General features: G+C 57.7%; 18 protein-coding genes. 10 read left to right on the top strand and 8 right to left on the bottom strand.

Annotation, left to right across the window (positions count from 1 at the left end; translation table 11 throughout):
- The first annotated feature begins 83 nt into the window (after positions 1–83).
- The 5 genes from SLH49_RS12550 (at position 84) to SLH49_RS12570 (ending at position 5,877) form a co-directional block, all read left to right on the top strand.
- Positions 84–1,091, top strand: a complete 1,008-nt coding sequence (locus tag SLH49_RS12550; RefSeq protein ID WP_320269477.1) for a sugar ABC transporter permease — start codon at positions 84–86, stop codon at positions 1,089–1,091.
- Positions 1,091–2,248 (top strand): carbohydrate ABC transporter permease, encoded by a 1,158-nt coding sequence (locus SLH49_RS12555; RefSeq protein WP_320269478.1) that lies wholly within the window; start codon positions 1,091–1,093, stop codon positions 2,246–2,248. Before SLH49_RS12550 ends, SLH49_RS12555 begins: the two co-directional genes overlap by 1 nt.
- A 94-nt stretch (positions 2,249–2,342) precedes the next feature.
- Positions 2,343–3,989 (top strand): alpha-amylase family glycosyl hydrolase, encoded by a 1,647-nt coding sequence (locus tag SLH49_RS12560; RefSeq protein ID WP_320269479.1) that lies wholly within the window; start codon positions 2,343–2,345, stop codon positions 3,987–3,989.
- Positions 3,990–4,007: 18 nt separating this feature from the next.
- Complete coding sequence (locus tag SLH49_RS12565; protein ID WP_320269480.1) at positions 4,008–5,108, top strand: sn-glycerol-3-phosphate ABC transporter ATP-binding protein UgpC; 1,101 nt, start codon at positions 4,008–4,010, stop codon at positions 5,106–5,108.
- A gap of 4 nt (positions 5,109–5,112) precedes the next feature.
- Entirely contained in the window at positions 5,113–5,877 is a 765-nt protein-coding gene (locus SLH49_RS12570) for an HpcH/HpaI aldolase/citrate lyase family protein (RefSeq protein ID WP_320269481.1), read from the top strand.
- Positions 5,878–5,924: 47 nt separating this feature from the next.
- Here the strand turns inward: SLH49_RS12570 and SLH49_RS12575 are convergent, their stop codons facing one another.
- From SLH49_RS12575 to SLH49_RS12585, 3 genes are read right to left on the bottom strand one after another with little or no spacing between them, the layout of a single operon-like run.
- Positions 5,925–6,992 (bottom strand): methyltetrahydrofolate cobalamin methyltransferase, encoded by a 1,068-nt coding sequence (locus SLH49_RS12575; RefSeq protein ID WP_320269482.1) that lies wholly within the window; start codon positions 6,990–6,992, stop codon positions 5,925–5,927.
- An 11-nt stretch (positions 6,993–7,003) separates the two neighbouring features.
- Positions 7,004–7,933, bottom strand: a complete 930-nt coding sequence (locus SLH49_RS12580; RefSeq protein WP_320269483.1) for a methylenetetrahydrofolate reductase — start codon at positions 7,931–7,933, stop codon at positions 7,004–7,006.
- 41 nt (positions 7,934–7,974) lie between these two features.
- The gene (locus SLH49_RS12585) at positions 7,975–8,271 is read right to left on the bottom strand and encodes a virulence factor (RefSeq protein ID WP_320269484.1); all 297 of its coding nucleotides are present in this window, start codon (positions 8,269–8,271) and stop codon (positions 7,975–7,977) included.
- A gap of 249 nt (positions 8,272–8,520) precedes the next feature.
- Here SLH49_RS12585 and SLH49_RS12590 point away from each other — a divergent pair, with 249 nt between their 5' ends.
- Positions 8,521–9,633, top strand: coding sequence for a Ppx/GppA phosphatase family protein (locus SLH49_RS12590; RefSeq protein WP_320269485.1), 1,113 nt, complete (start codon positions 8,521–8,523; stop codon positions 9,631–9,633).
- Positions 9,634–9,642: 9 nt separating this feature from the next.
- Positions 9,643–10,362 carry an RlmE family RNA methyltransferase gene (locus SLH49_RS12595; RefSeq protein ID WP_320269486.1) on the top strand — a complete coding sequence of 240 codons (720 nt, stop codon included), beginning with the start codon at positions 9,643–9,645 and terminating at the stop codon, positions 10,360–10,362.
- A 76-nt stretch (positions 10,363–10,438) separates the two neighbouring features.
- Here SLH49_RS12595 and SLH49_RS12600 read toward each other — a convergent pair whose 3' ends face one another.
- Positions 10,439–11,029 (bottom strand): helix-turn-helix domain-containing protein, encoded by a 591-nt coding sequence (locus SLH49_RS12600; protein ID WP_320269487.1) that lies wholly within the window; start codon positions 11,027–11,029, stop codon positions 10,439–10,441.
- A 67-nt stretch (positions 11,030–11,096) separates the two neighbouring features.
- Between SLH49_RS12600 and SLH49_RS12605 the strand changes: the two genes are divergently transcribed.
- Entirely contained in the window at positions 11,097–11,525 is a 429-nt protein-coding gene (locus SLH49_RS12605; RefSeq protein WP_320269489.1) for a VOC family protein, read from the top strand.
- A gap of 83 nt (positions 11,526–11,608) precedes the next feature.
- Here the strand turns inward: SLH49_RS12605 and SLH49_RS12610 are convergent, their stop codons facing one another.
- A complete protein-coding gene (locus SLH49_RS12610; protein WP_320269491.1) occupies positions 11,609–12,367 on the bottom strand; it encodes a DeoR/GlpR family DNA-binding transcription regulator in 759 nt (252 codons plus the stop codon).
- A gap of 169 nt (positions 12,368–12,536) precedes the next feature.
- Here SLH49_RS12610 and glpD point away from each other — a divergent pair, with 169 nt between their 5' ends.
- Both glpD and glpK read left to right on the top strand, forming a co-directional pair.
- Positions 12,537–14,078: a glycerol-3-phosphate dehydrogenase gene (gene glpD, locus SLH49_RS12615; protein ID WP_320269492.1), complete on the top strand. Its 1,542-nt coding sequence runs from the start codon at positions 12,537–12,539 to the stop codon at positions 14,076–14,078.
- Between the two features lie 26 nt (positions 14,079–14,104).
- Positions 14,105–15,592 (top strand): glycerol kinase GlpK, encoded by a 1,488-nt coding sequence (glpK, locus tag SLH49_RS12620; protein ID WP_320269493.1) that lies wholly within the window; start codon positions 14,105–14,107, stop codon positions 15,590–15,592.
- Positions 15,593–15,610: 18 nt separating this feature from the next.
- On the opposite strand, the gene SLH49_RS12625 is transcribed toward glpK, so the two are convergent.
- From SLH49_RS12625 to SLH49_RS12635, 3 genes are all read right to left on the bottom strand, one after another.
- Positions 15,611–16,642 carry a hypothetical protein gene (locus tag SLH49_RS12625; protein WP_320269494.1) on the bottom strand — a complete coding sequence of 344 codons (1,032 nt, stop codon included), beginning with the start codon at positions 16,640–16,642 and terminating at the stop codon, positions 15,611–15,613.
- Between the two features lie 206 nt (positions 16,643–16,848).
- Positions 16,849–17,232, bottom strand: coding sequence for a RidA family protein (locus SLH49_RS12630; RefSeq protein WP_320269495.1), 384 nt, complete (start codon positions 17,230–17,232; stop codon positions 16,849–16,851).
- A gap of 59 nt (positions 17,233–17,291) precedes the next feature.
- Positions 17,292–17,888, bottom strand: coding sequence for a gamma-glutamyl kinase (locus SLH49_RS12635; protein ID WP_320269496.1), 597 nt, complete (start codon positions 17,886–17,888; stop codon positions 17,292–17,294).
- Positions 17,889–17,956: the final 68 nt, after the last annotated feature.

Raw genomic sequence — 17,956 nt, forward strand, 5'->3', positions numbered from 1 at the left:
TTGATTTGACAACGGCACGGACGGACAATCGTCCGTGCCAATAAGCGGTTTCAACCGCAATTCATCGCCACGGGGAGGAGACCATGCATCCTGCATTGCTTGGACTGGTCACGATTATTGTGGGTGTCGGTGGCTGCGTCGGGTACTTTTACGGCGCCAACCTATTCCTGGACAAAGTGCTGTTTCCGGCCAAAGGGCCGAATGCGGGGCGGAACATCAACCGCGCCAATATGATCCGACCGTGGATCTTTCTGTTTCCTGCGATTTTCGCCTTGGGATTGTATCTGGCCTACCCGGTGTTCGCCACATTGCGCCTGAGCTTTCTGGAGCGTTTGCCGGGCAATGAATACGCGTTTGTCGGGCTTGAGAATTACACGCAGATGTTTGCCGAGCCAAAATTTGTCGAGGCGATGTGGAACAACGTCTTGTGGCTGATTGTGGTGCCTGCGGCGGCGACAGGTTTCGGGCTGCTCGCCGCGCAGCTGACGGACCGGTTGAGTTGGGGGAACATCGCGAAATCCATCGTCTTTATGCCGATGGCGATCTCGTTTGTGGGTGCGGCTGTGATCTTCAAACTGGTCTATGAAGCCCGGCCAGAAGATGTGGCTCAGATCGGTATTCTGAACCACCTTTACCTGACATTCGGTGGGGCAGAGCCGCAGCAATGGTTGCAGATCCCGTTCTGGAACAACTTTTTCCTGATGATTGTATTGATCTGGATCCAGACCGGTTTTGCCATGGTGATCCTGTCTGCCGCCTTGCGCGGTATCCCGGAAGAGACGGTTGAGGCTGCGATCATTGACGGCGCCAACCCGTTCCAGATCTTCTTCAAGATCAAAATCCCCCAGATCATGTCGACCATCGTTGTGGTCTGGACCACGATTACAATTGCCACGCTGAAGGTGTTCGACATCGTCTTCGCGATGACCAACGGCCAGTGGGAGACGCAGGTGCTGGCAAATTACATGTACGACAAATTGTTCCGCGCGAATGACTGGGGCATGGGGTCGGCTGCGGCCATGATCATCATGCTGATGGTGACGCCCATCCTGGTCTGGAACGTCTACAACGCCCGGAAGGAGATGCGCTGATGGATGCGATGGCTGGACAAAAGCCCATTGTGGTATGGGCGCTGAATATCTCGGTTGTGTTGCTGGTTCTTCTGTGGCTGTTTCCGACGCTGGGTCTTTTTGTGTCGTCCTTCCGGACGGGGGATCAGATCACCGCGTCGGGCTGGTGGTCGGCGATGTTCCCGGCGGAGCAAACCCTGCAGATCCGGGCCGCTGACCCGGATGACAACCGAGTTGATCTGGGCAACGGTGTCTTTGCTGTCCGAGGGAATATCTTTGGCGACGAAGCATTCGCAGGTGAGATCAGCGGTTGGTCCACATCAAGCCGCCGTTTGGGGGAGAACACACCCGGTGACACGTATGACATGGGAGACGGAGAAAGCTTCACGCTGAACGCCGATGGGACTTACGTCTGGCAGGGCAATGACGATCAGATCAGCGGCCGGGCGCAGCGTGTCTTTATCGACGCGACCACGCCGCCTGATTTCACGCTCGATAACTACAACTTCGTGCTGTTTGACGAGGATAATTCCGAAGGCATGGCCAAGGCGTTCTTTAACACGCTGACCGTGGTGATCCCGGCGACAATCATCCCTATTCTGATCGCGGCATTTGCGGCCTATGCGCTGGCATGGATGGATTTCCCGGGGCGGGCATTGCTGATTGCGGCGGTGGTTGGTCTGCTGGTTGTGCCACTGCAACTCGCGCTCATCCCGCTCTTGTCGCTGCATAACGCGATTGGCATCGGGAAAGGGTATCTGGGGGTCTGGCTTGCTCATACGGGCTTTGGCCTGCCGCTCGCGATCTATCTGTTGCGGAACTACATGGTGGGGCTACCGCGCGACATTATCGAGAACGCGAAGGTGGACGGGGCGACGGATTTCCAGATCTTCACGAAGATCATTCTGCCGCTCAGCTTCCCGGCACTGGCCTCCTTCGCGATCTTCCAGTTCCTGTGGACTTGGAATGACCTGCTTGTCGCGCTCGTGTTCCTCATCGACGCGTCGGGTCAGACGACAGTGATGACCAAGCAGATTGTGGAGCTTTTGGGCACGCGCGGCGGCGATTGGGAGATCTTGGCGACCTCCGCTTTCGTGTCGATCGCGGTGCCGCTTCTGGTCTTCTTTGCAATGCAAAAGTATCTGGTACGTGGCCTCTTGGCCGGTTCGGTGAAGTAAGTGAAACGCAGTCCCGGGCAACGACCCGGGACCTCAACCTCAACCGGAGGTCCCGGATCATGTCCGAGACTGCGATGAGACAGGAACAACGGCCATGAACGCCAATCTTGCCACGACTGCAGAGACGGCCATCGACAAGGATTGGTGGCGCGGCGCGGTGATCTATCAGATCTATCCGCGCAGCTTCCAGGACAGCAACGGCGACGGGGTGGGCGATCTGCTTGGCATCGTGCAGCGCCTGCCTTACATCGCCTCGCTTGGGGTGGATGCGATCTGGATTTCACCCTTCTTCATGTCGCCGATGAAGGATTTCGGCTATGACGTGAGCGATTATTGCGATGTCGATCCGATGTTCGGCTCGCTGGCTGATTTCGATGCAGTCGTCGAAACGGCCCACCGGTTGGGCATCCGAGTGATGATCGATCTGGTGCTCAGCCATACCAGCGATCAGCATCTGTGGTTCGCAGAAAGCCGGGCGAACCGCACCAACGACAAAGCCAATTGGTATGTCTGGGCGGACCCAAAGCCCGATGGCACGCCGCCTAACAACTGGCTGTCAATCTTTGGCGGCTCAGCCTGGCAGTGGGACACGCGGCGGGAGCAATACTATCTGCACAACTTCCTCGTCTCGCAGCCGGACCTGAACTTCCATGAGCCCGCCGTGCAGGACGCGCTGTTGGACGTCGCTCGTTTTTGGCTGAACCGGGGTTGCGACGGTTTCCGCCTCGATACGATCAACTTCTACATGCATGACGCAGCGCTGCGTGATAACCCGGCCTTGCCGCCGGAGCGTCGCAACGCGACCATCGCGCCATCGGTGAACCCCTACAATCACCAGGAGCACCTCTACGATAAGAACCATCCCGACAATACGAAGTTCCTTGCGCGTCTGCGCGCGGTGATGGAACCTTATGGCGCCGCCGCCGTGGGCGAGGTGGGTGACGCCCAATTGGGGCTGGAAATTATGGGCGAATACACGGCCGGCGATGATCTGGTGCAGATGTGCTACGCGTTCGAGTTTCTGGCCAAGGATCAACCCACCGCTGAACGGATCGTGCATGTCATGAACCGCGTTGATGAAGTGGCCGCCGACGGCTGGGCCTGCTGGGCGTTTTCGAACCATGACGTGATCCGCCATGCGAGCCGCTGGGACCTGCCCCCCGCAGCCCAACGCATGTTCGCCACGCTGATCATGTGCTTGCGCGGCTCGGTCTGCATTTATCAGGGTGAGGAGCTGGGGCTGCCAGAGGCCGATGTGGCTTTTGAAGACCTTCAAGATCCTTACGGCATCGAATTCTGGCCGGAGTTCAAGGGCCGCGACGGCTGCCGCACGCCAATGGTGTGGGAGCCCAGCAACCAGAATGGCGGTTTCTCAGCGACCAAGCCCTGGCTGCCCGTCGCCTCCGAACATCTGCATTTGTCGGTCGCAGCACAAGAGGATGAGCCGGGCGCGCTTTTGCACCATTATCGCAAGGCCATCGCCTTTCGCCACACACATCCGGCGGTCAGCATCGGCGCCCATGACGGCGTGAAGGCCGAGGGCGATGTCGTCTACTTCACGCGAACCGAAGGCAGTCAGACGATTTTCTGCGCCTTTAACGTGAGCGAAACACCATCGGATTTCGATCTGCCCGCGGGGACTTGGACGCCTATTGGCGCCGAACTGGGCAGCGCACATACATCTGCAGACGGGAGACTGCATCTTGGGCCTTGGCAGGTTTGCCTCGCGCTCAAGTCATGAATATCAGGGGAGTGAGACATGGCTGATCTGAAACTAACGGACGTCGCCAAGACCTATGGCGGCACGGTTGATGTCCTGAAAAACATCAATCTGGACATCAAACAGGGTGAGCTGATCGTCTTTGTTGGGCCGTCGGGTTGCGGGAAATCGACGCTTTTGCGGATGATTGCGGGGCTGGAAAAGATCACGGGCGGGACGCTAGAAATCGATGGGGACTTGGTCAATGACGTACCGCCTGCACAGCGCGGTATTGCGATGGTGTTCCAGTCCTACGCGCTATACCCCCATATGACCGTCCGCGATAACATGTCATTTGCGCTGAAACTGGCAAAGAAATCCCAGGCCGAGATTGATGAAGCTGTCAGCAAGGCCGCCAGGATTTTGCAATTGGATCAGTATCTTGATCGCCTGCCCAAGGCGCTCTCGGGCGGGCAGCGGCAGCGTGTTGCGATTGGCCGCTCCATTGTGCGTGACCCCAAGGTTTATCTTTTCGATGAGCCGCTCTCGAACCTCGATGCCGCTTTGCGCGTCGCGACCCGGATCGAGATTGCGCAGCTGAAGGAATCGATGCCTGAAAGCACAATGATCTATGTCACGCACGATCAGGTGGAGGCGATGACGCTGGCCAGTCGGATTGTGGTATTGGCCAACAAAGGCATCGCGCAGGTGGGCACGCCGCTGGAGCTTTATGAGCGGCCGGAGAACGAATTTGTCGCACAGTTTATCGGCTCCCCGGCGATGAACCTGCTGGCCGGTGAGATTGTCGAGACCGGTGAACAGACGACGGTGAAACTGGAAGGCGGCGCGGTGGCGCATTCGGCGGTGCCGACGCAGGCGTCTGACGTGGGTCTCAAGGTCAATATCGGGGTCCGGCCCGAGGATATGATCCTGACAGAAAGTGACGATTATCTGTTCTCGGATAAGGTCAGCATCGTGGAAGCGCTGGGTGAAGTGACGCAGATCTATTTTGAACCGCCCAGCAGCGATCACGACACGGATACAGTCATCGCGAAGTTGGCAGGCATCCATCGGGATATCCGGGGCAAAACCCTGAAATTCACTGCAGACCCTGCGAAGGTGCAGATTTTCCACAACGGTCATTCGCTTTATTACCGATAGAGCTATGCAGGTCGCGGAAAACACGCTCAAAACTGCTTTGAAGAGCGGCAGGGTACAGCATGGTCTGTGGCTCACCTCCGGCTCAGCGGTCCTGGCCGAGATTGCAGGGCAGGCGGGTTTCGACTGGTGCCTGATTGACGGCGAACACGGTCCAAACACCCTGACCGAGATGCTGCCGCAATTGCAGGCGCTGGCACTGACCGGGACACAAGCGGTTGTCCGGATCACCAATGCGGATGTCTGGATGGTCAAGCAGGTGCTGGATTTGGGGTGCCAGACAGTGCTTGTCCCGATGGTCGATGATGCAGCCAAAGCGGAAGAAATGGCGCGGGCGATGCGATATCCCCCGGACGGCATCCGTGGTATGGGGGCCGTCTTGGCGCGGGCATCCGGGTTCGGGTCAATTGCCGATTATCCACATGCGGCGAATGCGCAGATGTGCCTGCTTGTTCAGGCGGAAAGCGCGAAGGCGGTTGAAAACATTGACGCGATTGCAGCGGTAGACGGTGTTGACGGGGTGTTCGTCGGGCCTGCCGACCTGTCCGCCGATATGGGATATCCCGGTCAGCCCGATCATCCAGAGGTCGAAAAGGCGATTGATCATCTGATCGCGCGTACTACTAAGGCAGGCAAAATCGCTGGTATCATCACCTTTGATGAGAGACGCTTTGCGGAATACGCCAAGAAAGGCGTGACATTCTTAGGTGTTGGTGGCGATCTGGCGATTCTGAACAGCGCTTTGCGCGGTTTGGCCGGACGGGTTTCCTAGCAGATTCCTTGATAACGAATTTGGGCAGATATTTCTAAAAAGTCTGGTTACGCGCGCCGCCTGCGCCCGCGCCGTTCGCGGCCTTCGCCTTCCTTGGCAGGCGCACGGTTGAACTTGATCCATTCGCTGCCGCCCTCATCGTTGTTCGTCAGATAATTGGCTGCGCGAATGGCCTCCATCTCGCTGCCCGCGCGCGCTTTGGTCGAGCCCATACCGAAGAGGGTCACGAATGTCTCGTCATCCATCCCATCAGGAAGAATCACACCCGCCGCGGCGATTTCGGCTTTCTTCTCGGCAATCTTCTTGAGGCCAATCGGTAAGGCGATCGGGTTCATGATCGCGCTTGTCATGCCAGCTGTCATCGCCATGGGCAGGAAAGCATTGTTGATCCCGTGACGGTTGGGCAAGCCAAAGCTGATATTCGACGCGCCGCATGTTGTGTTCACGCCTAATTCCTCCCGTAGGCGCCGGACGAGGGTAAAGACCTGCTGACCTGCAGTGTCCATCGCGCCGATTGGCATCACCAGTGGATCGACCACAATGTCATGCGCCGGGATGCCGAAATCCGCTGCGCGCTCCACGATCTTCTTCGCTACGGCAAAGCGTATATCAGGGTCTTCGCTGATCCCGGTATCGTCGTTTGAGATTGCAACCACCGGCACGTTGTATTTCTTCACCAACGGCAACACCAGTTCGAGCCGCTCTTCCTCGCCCGTCACTGAGTTCAACAAAGGGCGCCCTTCTGCAGCCTCCAGCCCATTCTCAAGCGCGCCGGGCACGGAACTGTCGATGCAGAGGGGGATATCGGTGACAGCTTGCACCCGCTCGACCATTTCCTTCATCAAGGGCGGCTCAACAAAGTTGTTATCCGCATAGCGCGGGTCTTCGGCCATCTTGTTTGAAAAGACGGCACCGGAATTGATATCAAGCACATTGGCACCGGCCGCAACTTGCGCCAGAGCATCGGCCTCGACCCGGCTGAAATCACCCTGTTCAAGCTCGGCGGCAAGGATCTTGCGGCCCGTTGGGTTGATCCTTTCCCCGATCACACAAAATGGCTCATCGAATCCGATGATCGCGGTCTTGGTTTTGGATTCGACAATCGTGCGTGTCATATAGGGGGCTTTCAGGTTTGCGAGGCTGCAACGGCGGCAGCACCGCCATTGGCGATGGCCCAGTTGGCATTGGTCTTGATCCCGCCAAGCGGGAAGAAGTGCACATTGCTGATGTTGAAGTCGGGATGTGCCGCTTTATGCGCGGCGAGTGCTGTGATCACATCATTCGGCTCGTAAGGCAGCAGCAGCTTTGAGACGTCCATCGCCCGCTTTTGCAAAACCTTCAGCGACGGGCCAACGCCGCAGGCAATGGCAAATTTGATCAGCGTTTGCAGCTTTGCGGGCCCAGCAATGCCGATATGGACCGGGATTGTGATACCCGCCGTGCGCAGCGCATCGGCCCAGGCGATCAGCGGCTCTGGATCAAAGGCAAATTGCGTCACGATGGCCATGTCGGCATCGGTTTTGTCGGCAAAGGCCTGTTTCCAGCGCAAGGCGGCCATCACATTCGTGTCGCTGCCATCCTTGTCGATGTCCTTGTTGCCTTCCGGGTGGCCTGCGACGTGCAAACGTTTGAACCCGGCCTGATCGAAAAGGCCGGTTTCCAGAAGCTGCATGGAGCTGTCGAAATCACCGTGCGGTTTGGCCACACCACCGGCCAAAAGCAGTGCCTGCTCAACGCCCGCCTCACCCTGATACTGCGCAATCCACTCGGCGAGGGTCGCCTTGTCCTTGATGATGCGTGCGGGAAAATGCGGCATCACCTGATAGCCGTCTGCCGCCAGACGCTTGGCTGTAGCGACCATGTCGTCGATCGATGTGCCCTCAATATGCGCGATGTAGACGCGGGTGCCTTCGGGCAGGAGATCGCGAAAGCTGTCCACTTTCTCTGCCGTGCGCGGCATCACCTCAATCGAGTAATCCTGCAAGAACGCCTCGACTTCCGGGTTGACCGTTGTGTCGGGTGTTTCCTTGGTTTTGCGGAATGAGAGTAGTGACATAAAGGCCTCCGTCAGGCGGGCAGGGAATAGGGTGGGCGGCTTCAAGCCCAGCCATCATTGGCAATCAGGGTCTTGATCCGGTCCGGGTCATACTCGCTATCAAGCCGGATCACTGTCGTGTCAGCCGCCTCGGTTTCCGTACCGTCGACTGCAATGGGTTCAGCCTTGCGAAAGCCCGCCATGTAATCATCGGACTCAGCGGCGCCGGATTTCATTGCCGCCCGGTCAATCGCCTGTTCAAATCTCTCGGGCAGGGGGCGTTTGGTGCCGCGACGGCCGCGCCCGACGATCACCTGCGCCGGGATGTCGCGCCAATATACGATTGTAACTTCGGGCATCTGATTCCTCTCGCGCTTTGTAGCGTCCGTTCTAACACTGATATGTGCCGCATTATGCCGGTTTTCGACATCGCAGATGCGATCCGCGACGGGCCTTTGCTATCCGATCTTACAGGCCAGCGGCTATAGGCTGCGGGCGGCAAAATCTTCATGTCATATATGTGGGGATTTCAAATCCGCTTGCACAAGGCTTGTGCGTCGGCGCTTGGCAGCCTAGCTTAGAGTTAACTTGAAATGGAGGGCGTAAAGATGGCGCCCAAGCGTCCCAAAGGTGCGGGCGCGTTTCCCAAAGCGGTTGAGACCCTCGCGCCAACCTCGCCCGATCCGGCGCAGCTTTATGCGGCACTGGATCTGGGCACAAATAGCTGTCGGATGTTGATTGCCCAGCCGAAGGGCAGTCAGTTTCATGTGGTGGACAGCTTCTCGAAATCCGTACAGCTGGGCCATGGCCTTGAAAGTACGGGTAAATTGTCGCGGGCGTCGATGAACCGGACCATCTCGGCTATGCGGATTTGCAGAGAGAAGCTGAAGCGCCACAAGGTGAAACGCATGCGTCTCGTCGCGACCGAGGCCTGCAGGCGCGCGCTGAACGGCGACAATTTCGTAGCGCAGGTTCGCCGCGAGACGGGGCTGGAGCTTGAGATCATTAAGCCCGAGGAAGAGGCGCGGCTTGCCGTGATTTCCTGCGCGCCTCTTGTCAGCGTGAATACCGAGCAACTCTTGGTCGTCGATATCGGCGGTGGCTCGACAGAGCTTGTATGGATTGATCTGACCAATGTGCCGAAACGCGAGCGTCCGCGCGCGATCATGCGACTGCATGCGGGGTTCAAGTCTGACCCTGGGCCCTTTGCAGCGGCCAAGGTGGTGGACTGGATTTCGGTGCCCTTGGGCGTGGCGACGTTGCGTGATCAGTTCTCGGATGTGGAGGATGACGCCGCCCGCTTTGCCCTGATGAGTTGGTTTTTTGAGGAGAACCTTGAGGAATTCTCGCCTTACGCCGCCGAACAGGCACGCGAAGGGTTTCAGATCATCGGCACAAGCGGCACCGTCACAACGGTCGCGGCGAGCTTTCTGGGGCTCAAACGTTACGACCGGACCAAGGTGGACGGGCTGCGGATGACGTCTGATCAGATTGACACCGTCATTCGCGACTATCTGGCGCTGGGTCCTGCGGGCCGCCGAAATGACCCAAGGATTGGCAAGGACCGACAGGCGCTGATCATGTCAGGCTCAGCAATTCTGCAGGCCTTGATGCGGCTTTGGCCCACCGACCGTCTGTCTGTGGCAGATCGTGGTCTGCGGGAAGGGTTGCTTTACGCGCAGATGTCGGCGGATGGTGTGCTGGAAGACAGGCCGTTTTAGGGGCTTTGCATGGCACGGAAATCGAAGAATACATCTGGCCGAGGGCAAAGGGACTTGACCGTGAAGGTGCGCACCGCGCGCGGTCGCAAGCTGAGTTCGACCAAATGGTTACAGCGCCAGTTGAACGATCCATATGTTAAGCGTGCGCGGGCCGATGGCTATCGGGGCAGGGCGGCCTATAAGATCTTGGAACTCGACGACAAGTACCGGTTTCTGGTGCCGGGTGCCCGTGTGGTCGACCTTGGCTGTGCGCCCGGTGGCTGGTGCCAGGTCGCAGTGAAACGCGTGAATGCGTTGGGCGAACGGACGAGCAAGGCGCAGGGCTTTGTGCTTGGGATCGATCTGCAAGAGGTGGAGCCGATTGCGGGGGCGGAAATCCATCAGCTTGATTTCATGGAAGATGACGCGGATGCGCAAGTGCGGGCATGGCTGGGCGGCAATGCGGATGTGGTCATGTCGGACATGGCCGCAGCCTCGTCAGGTCACAAACAAACCGATCATTTGCGCATCATCGGGTTGTGTGAGGCGGCGGCTTATTTTGCCTTTGACGTTCTGACAGACGGCGGCACCTTTGTCGCCAAGGTCCTTGCGGGCGGGGCCGAGGGGGAGTTGCAGAAGCTTCTGAAACAGCGCTTTGCGAAAGTTGCCAATGTGAAGCCGCCAGCGTCACGCGCGGACAGTTCGGAAAAATTTGTGGTGGCGACTGGATTCAAAAGTGCGACAGAGTGATCATGGGCTGACCACGACTATTGGAATCATCTTGGTAAAAGTCTTCCAAGACTTTTGCGTTCGCGGCGCTTAGCACTCAAGCTAGGGTTTCAAAGATCGCATCCAGAATCTCCAGATGCGCGTCCCGGTCTTCACCTTCAGAAATCGCAAGTGCCGAACGATCAAACAGTGCAGAAAGCTGCACGGTCAACGCTTGAACGGGGAGCGTCTTCATCTGCTTGGCCTCCATGGCGTCCTCTAGCCCCAGCCGCAACGCATCTGCCGATGTTTCCCGGTCAATCCGGTCAATCTCGGCACGTCCCAGCACCGCCGGGCCATCCAGCAGCATGATCCGCACGCGGCCGTGATCCTTCATCGCCGCAAGAAAACCCCGGCTGCCCTGGCGCAACGCGTCGATGGCATCTTTCGGATCATCCTTCGCCGAGGCGGTGATCTCGGCGGCGACCTTCTGATATTCCTCCGTCACGATTGCGCGGAACAGATCCACCTTGTCTTCGAAGTGGTGGTAAAGCGCGCCGCGCGTCACCCCCGCGGCCTTAACCACTTCCGGTGTTGACGTTTCGGCGTAGCCCTTCTGAGAAAACAAATCCCTTGCGGCCTTCATCAACGCGGCGCGTGTTGCGTCCGTGCGCGATTTGTTAGAGCGGGTGCGCTTTTCTTCTTGCATACATACAGCCTGTATGTTTATGAATAAGATACAAACAGAATGTATGTAGCCAGAAGGGAGAAGCAAGATGAAATCGACTCAGTATTACCCTGTGATCCAGACCGACGACGTGGCGGCCACCAAAGCCTTCTATGTCGACAACTTCCGCTTCAATGTCAGTTTTGAGGCTGATTGGTATTGCCATCTGCAATCAAGCGAGGACCCGAAAGTCAACGTCGCCATCCTGAAAGGTGACCACGAGACGATCCCTGAAGTGGGGCGAGGTACGAGCAGCGGCCTCATCCTGAATTTCGAGGTCGAGGATGTCGATGCGGAGTTTGCACGCCTGAAAGATGCCAGTCTGCCGATCCTGAAAACGCTCACCGATGAGGCCTTTGGCCAACGCCATTTCATCACGCAGGACCCGAATGGCGTTCTGATCGACGTGATCAAGCCAATCCCGCCTGTTGGCGATTTTGCTGGTCAATACACGTCCGATGCGCTTCCCGTCGCATGAGCGGGAATGGGCGAGACCGGTTTGGTAAAAGCGGGTCTCGCCACGTCAGTGAGCAAAAGACTCAAGCAAGCGGGCGAAGTCCGTTAGACGAGGGCGATCCGCGTGCTCCAATCGGCGCATGCGTTGATCAACGCCTCTGAAGGCACCCTGTCAGTTACGAAGTGATCGACCTGCGCGAGCGAGGCAATCTTGACTGGCGCTTTGCGGGTGAACTTGGTGCTGTCAGCCACCAGCACCGTCGCCCGCGCCGCTTTGATCACTTGCTGACTGACTCGCACCTCTTCGGGGTCGAAGTCCAAAAGGTCACCGCCCAAATCAATCGCTGACGTGCCGATCACGGCGAAATCCACTTTGAACCGGTCAATAGCCAGTGCAGCCAGGTCGCCAACCAATCCACCGTCAGAGCGACGTAAAGACCCACCCGCGACAACAACATCACAAGTGGGATTGCCCGCCAGAATGTTTGCCACGTTGAGGTTGTTGGTCACCACCATCAGATTGCGATGTCCGTGAAGCGCTTGTGCCACAGCCTCTGTCGTTGTGCCGATGTTCAGAAAAAGCGAGGCGTTGTCAGGGATCAGTTGCGCCGCGCGTCGGGCGATCCTGGCCTTCACGTCACGGTTGGAGGCGCGCCTGTCGCCATAGCCAATGTTGCGCACGCCAGAGGGCAGAACCGCGCCGCCATGCACGCGCTCCAATACGCCTGTCGCGCAAAGCTGGCGCAGATCGCGGCGGATCGTCTGCACCGCCACCCCAAGTTCGTTTGCAAGGGTTGTGGCCAGCACCTTACCGTCTGTCTGCGCCCGGATCCGGATGCGTTGGTGGCGTTCGCTTGTCTGCATGTGTTCGCTTTATTATCAAAGCGAACACTGGGCAAGTCTCCGTGCATTGCTTCATTGATGCGAAGGCATTCGGTTAGCGTTCGCTTTCGAAAATGCGAACATCATAATCAGAAAGGCTTGCAGCAATATTGAAGGGGCGTAAGACGGCGTCAAATCTAAGAGGATGGCCATGAAAACGGATTTTGATGTTTTTGTTATCGGCGGCGGCATTAATGGCTGCGGGATCGCGCGGGATGCGGCGGGCAGGGGGCTGAAGGTCGGGCTGGCCGAGATGAATGATCTGGCTTGGGCCACGTCTTCTGCCTCGACCAAGCTCTTTCATGGTGGCCTGCGCTATCTTGAGTTCTTTGAGTTCGGCCTTGTCCGCAAGGCACTGATCGAACGCGAGGTGCTGTTGCGGAACATGCCCCACATCTCGTGGCCGATGCGGTTTGTGCTGCCGTATCACCCGAATATGCGGTTTGAGAATGACACGCCAACCTCGAAACTGCTGACTAAAGTGATGCCCTGGATGAAGGGGCGTCGGCCCGCCTGGTTGATCCGTTTGGGTCTGTTTCTCTACGACAATTTGGGCGGGCGGCAGATCCTGCCCGGAACCTGGACCGTTGATTTGACGACAAAACCGGTGGGCAAACCGCTGAAGAACAAGTTCCGCCGCGCCTATGAATACTCCGATTGCTGGATCGAGGACTCACGACTTGTCGTCCTCAACGCCCGCGACGCGGAGGAACGGGGTGCCAAGATCATGACCCGCACCAAGGTGGTCGGCGCGACCCGTGCCAGTGATCATTGGGAGATTGTGACAGAGGCAGGCGGTGACCAGACGACCTATACGGCCCGTGCGCTGGTCAATGCGGGCGGCCCGTGGGTTGAAAACGTGGTGCGCGAGGTTGCCCGCCTCAACACGTCCGAAAGCGTCCGTTTGGTGCGTGGCAGTCATATCGTGACCAAGAAGCTTTTCGATCACGACAAAAGCTATTTCTTTCAGGGCGAAGACGGGCGGATCATCTTTGCTATTCCGTATGAGACGGATTTCACACTGATCGGGACCACGGATGCCGAGCATGAGAACCTGCAGGAGAAACCCATCGCGACCGAGGAAGAGCAGGATTATCTTTGCGCCTTCGCCTCGCAATATTTCGACAAGCCTGTCACGCGCGATGATGTAGTGTGGACCTATTCCGGCGTGCGCCCGCTTTACGATGATGGCGCGAAATCAGCGACGGCGGCGACACGTGACTATGTGCTGTCGCTCGACGAGAATGGCGCGCCGCTGCTGAATATCTTTGGCGGCAAGATCACAACGTATCGCAAACTTGCGGAAAACGCGTTAAAGAAGCTGACACCTCTGATCGGGGGCGAAGCACCCTGGACGGACCGTGCGCCGCTGCCGGGTGGCGATTTTCCTGTCAGTCAGCGTGACCGTCTGGTCCGCGATCTGCAAGCGGCTTACCCGTTTTTGACTGAGGCCTGGGCGCAGCGTCTGATCAATGGGTATGGGACGGACGCGGCAAGTATCCTCGGCACAGCCAAGTCCGTCGCCGATCTGGGAGAGGATTTCGGCGCAACGCTGACGGAAGCCGAGGTGACATGGCTGATAGAGAAAGAATATGCACGGACCGCAGAAGACATCGTCTGGCGGCGCTCCAAACTTGGCCTGCGCCTTACCACCGATCAGATCGCGGCCCTTGACGCCCACATGGCCGCTTGAAACAAAAGCAAAAAAGTGGGGGAGACATGACGCATATTCTGGCAATTGATCAGGGCACCACATCCAGCCGGGCGATCATCTTTGACGAAAAGATGCAGGTGAAGGCCATCGCGCAAGAAGAATTCACACAGCATTTTCCGCAATCAGGCTGGGTGGAGCATGACCCGTCTGACATCTGGTCCTCGGTTGCCTCCACCTGCCGTGGGGCCATCGAAAAGGCCGGGATCACTGCCGCAGATGTGGCCGCCATCGGCATCACCAATCAGCGCGAAACCACGCTGGTCTGGGACAAGACCACGGGCGAGCCGATCCACAACGCCATCGTCTGGCAAGACCGGCGCACCGCTCCCTTTTGCGAAGAACTGCGCAAGCAAGGGTTTGAGGCGACGATCACCAAGAAAACCGGGCTGCTGGCAGACCCATATTTTTCCGGCACCAAAGTGCACTACATCCTCAATAATGTGGAAGGTGCCAGGGCCCGGGCGGAGGCGGGCGATCTGATCTTTGGCACCGTCGATTGCTACCTGATCTGGAAGCTGACCGGCGGGAAGGTGCATGCGACCGATGCCACCAACGCCGCCCGCACGATGCTTTATGACATCCGCAAGGGGCAGTGGAGCACCACGATTTGCGAGCGTTTCGGCATCCCCATGGCGATGCTGCCGGAGGTGCGCGATTGTGCCGCTGACTTCGGCACCACGCGCGCCGATCTCTTCGGTAAGGAACTCCCAATTCTGGGTGTGGCAGGGGATCAGCAGGCGGCCACCATCGGTCAAGCCTGCTTTCAACCGGGTATGTTGAAATCCACCTATGGCACGGGCTGCTTCGCGCTGCTCAACACCGGCGACACGCTGGTCGAAAGCCAGAAACGCCTGCTTGGCACCATCGCCTACCAGTTCGATGGCAAGCCGACTTACGCGCTCGAAGGGTCCATTTTCATCGCGGGCGCCGTGGTGCAGTGGCTGCGGGACGGGCTGAAAATCATTCGCGAAGCGAAAGAAACTCAACCGCTCGCTGAAACAGCGGATACGGGGCAGGAGCTTTACATGGTTCCAGCCTTCACCGGCCTAGGTGCACCCTACTGGGATGCGGAGGCGCGCGGCGCCATCTACGGCCTGACCCGCAATTCCGGCCCCGCCGAGTTCGCACGTGCCGCACTCGAAAGCGTCGGTTTCCAGACTCGCGACCTGCTTGAGGCGATGAAAAGCGACTGGCAAAGCTCTGATACCGATGGCGTCTTGCGGGTCGACGGTGGGATGAGCGCCTCTGACTGGTCCATGCAGTTCCTCTCCGACATCATCGGCGCGCCCGTGGATCGGCCCAAAGTGCTGGAGACCACGGCACTTGGCGCTGCCTGGCTCGCCGGAATGAAGGCTGGACTCTATCCGGATCAAGCCGGTTTCGGGACGAGCTGGGCGCTTGATCGGCGATTTGAGCCACAGATGGATGAAAGAACGCGAGAGCGTCGCTATGCAGGCTGGCAGGATGCGGTGCAGAGGACGCTGACGCGATAACGATCAGGGATCTGCGGCTTAACTTGGACGTAGGGCGCTGAGTTGGGCAAATTGTGCTTCTGACATGTGGTCGCGAACTTGCAGAATTGCGTTTGCTTGCGCCCATGTCATGCGCGCCTCAATCATTCCCATCTCTGCTCCAAGACGGCGGACTTCACTGGCTGGGATAACATCGCCGTCTAAAGCAGCCTCCAGCGCGCGCATAAGCTGAGATCTGACAATCCGTAGATCATCAAATGCTTCAAGGTTGTGGGCGACAGCCGCATCAAGCATGTTCTGCTGTTCGGTTGTAAGGATGTTCCACACATCTTTGGCCACTTCGCCTCTGCTAATACCATGCGTCGAAGTCGACCGTAAGCTCACGAACCCAAAGTGCTGGCTTGGCTTTCCGACCACCAAAAAGTCATTGTATTCAGTGGTTCCAGTTGTCCAGCTGAGCAGGCGAGAGGCGAGGTTTGCGAGGTCCTGCCGTTCATCGCGAGAAAGCCCGGTCTGCATCCGCAGCGGGGTTATCTGATCCGCCTGACCAGATACATGTGCCGCACGGATCGCAAGAAATGCCTCTTGCTGACTTGGTGTGAGTGTTTGCGCAATATCACCGAAGGCTTGTCCGATGACGCGCCCAAGTTCAGCTTCGCTTTCGCCATAGGCGCGGCCGAGCTCAAGAAAAGCTTCTTGTGTGATTGTTTGGTTGTTCAGCAGCCCTTCCAAGGCACGATTCATTTCAATACGTGCAAGGGCCGTTTGTTGAAGGGCGTCGTCATCAGCTTCGAGCAAGGAAAACAGGACCGCGCGCTGCGTGTCATCCAGAACGATCAATGCATCGCGTGCAACGGCGCTGCGGGTCAGGCTGTGACCACTCGCAACGCGCATACCTACAAAACCGAAGAAATTGGCAACTCGACCGACCGAGATGTGGTCATTGTTGGCCGGCGTACCCGTCAGCCATGTTAGGGTTCGCGAGGTCACGGCGCTGCGCAGCGCCTGCTCGTCAATACTGATCTTAGTGATGTCGCGAATTGGCTGCGTACGGTCTTGTGCATGCGCCAAGAGGGGGAGCATCACGATCAACGCGCTTGCGGTGAAGTTACGGGTGAGTGCCTTTTGCATGATCATCTCCGTTGAGTTGGTTCTGCATTTACAACGAAGTCAGACGTTATTTCCGGCGCAATTTCTTGAAACTGCGGTGATCTGATGGGCGAAACACGTAAAGTTTTTGATCGGTTGCGGTCTGTTTCAATGCTTTGCAGGAGACCTTATTTCTCCGCGATTGCGTCTATTTCCAGCAGCCACCCTTCCTCAAACATGCCAGCGAGAACGACGGTCAGTGCAAAGGTATGTCCATTCAGTTTGGCCATGCGTACATCTCGATTCTCGTCTCTGTACTGCCGGTCAGCCAAATAGGTCGTTGCTTTGACAATGTTCTCAGCTTCCATACCTGCGGCACGTAGCTGCGCAAGGATGTTGTCCCAAACTGCTTCTGCTTGGCCTTTGAAAGTGTCGGGTAGATGACCGTCTGGTGTGACGGGCGCTTGGCCGCTCACATAGACCCGCCGGCTCGTATTTGCGACTTCGAGTGCCTGCGCATAAGCGCCAAATGGCGTTGCTCCATCGCTGGCATTTATTCTTTGGATTGTCATGATTGCCTCGTTTTGCTGGCTTTGCGCGGTGGCCAACTGTGTTGAATATGTGAGAAAGCCTATCGTCGACCCATTTCCCAGATTTCAAACTCGGCAGCGCGCTTGTCTCTCAGTTTCGCTTCGACTCCGGGCGAGATATCGATTTCCATCTTCGGCGACACGTTCTTCTGCTTTAGCGTGATCGTTAGGTCCAAACGCTCTTCCAGATAGCCGATGACCTTGTCCCATTGCTCGTATTGGAAAAGGTGCTGCGCGCCGATTTCGCCGTCGTTGATCCGCAGGAACTTGTTCTGTGATCCGACATTGGCGAAGGGGGCGGGGGAGCCCTTGCAGTATTCAAGGCAGAATTCATCAAAGCTAACATCGCGCGTGGAGTTCTCATGGCCGATCAGATCGGGGCGTGTGCGGTAGCGGTACCAACTGCCGAGCCAGTCAATCGGGTTGCGCACCACGGCCATCAGTTCCGGTTTCTGCCCGCCCGCCTGCACGAAAAACGGCTTGAGGAATCGTTTGTAGCGATAGCAGGGCGCGTGTTTGAGATGCGGCGGGTCGCGCAGGACCATGGAGGCGCGGGGGGCCAAAGCGCCTTCAAGCGCCGTTGAGCCTGTTTTCGGCACGGCCAAAAGGACAAGATTTTCCTTCCAGAAAACAAGCATTTATGGCGTGCCCTTCGTCTTTGTCTGTTCGGCTTCGCGCCGATAAACCAATCTTTAACCAGTTTTGC

Origin of the sequence: Cognatiyoonia sp. IB215446 (assembly GCF_033963825.1) — a bacterium.
Lineage (GTDB): Bacteria > Pseudomonadota > Alphaproteobacteria > Rhodobacterales > Rhodobacteraceae > Yoonia.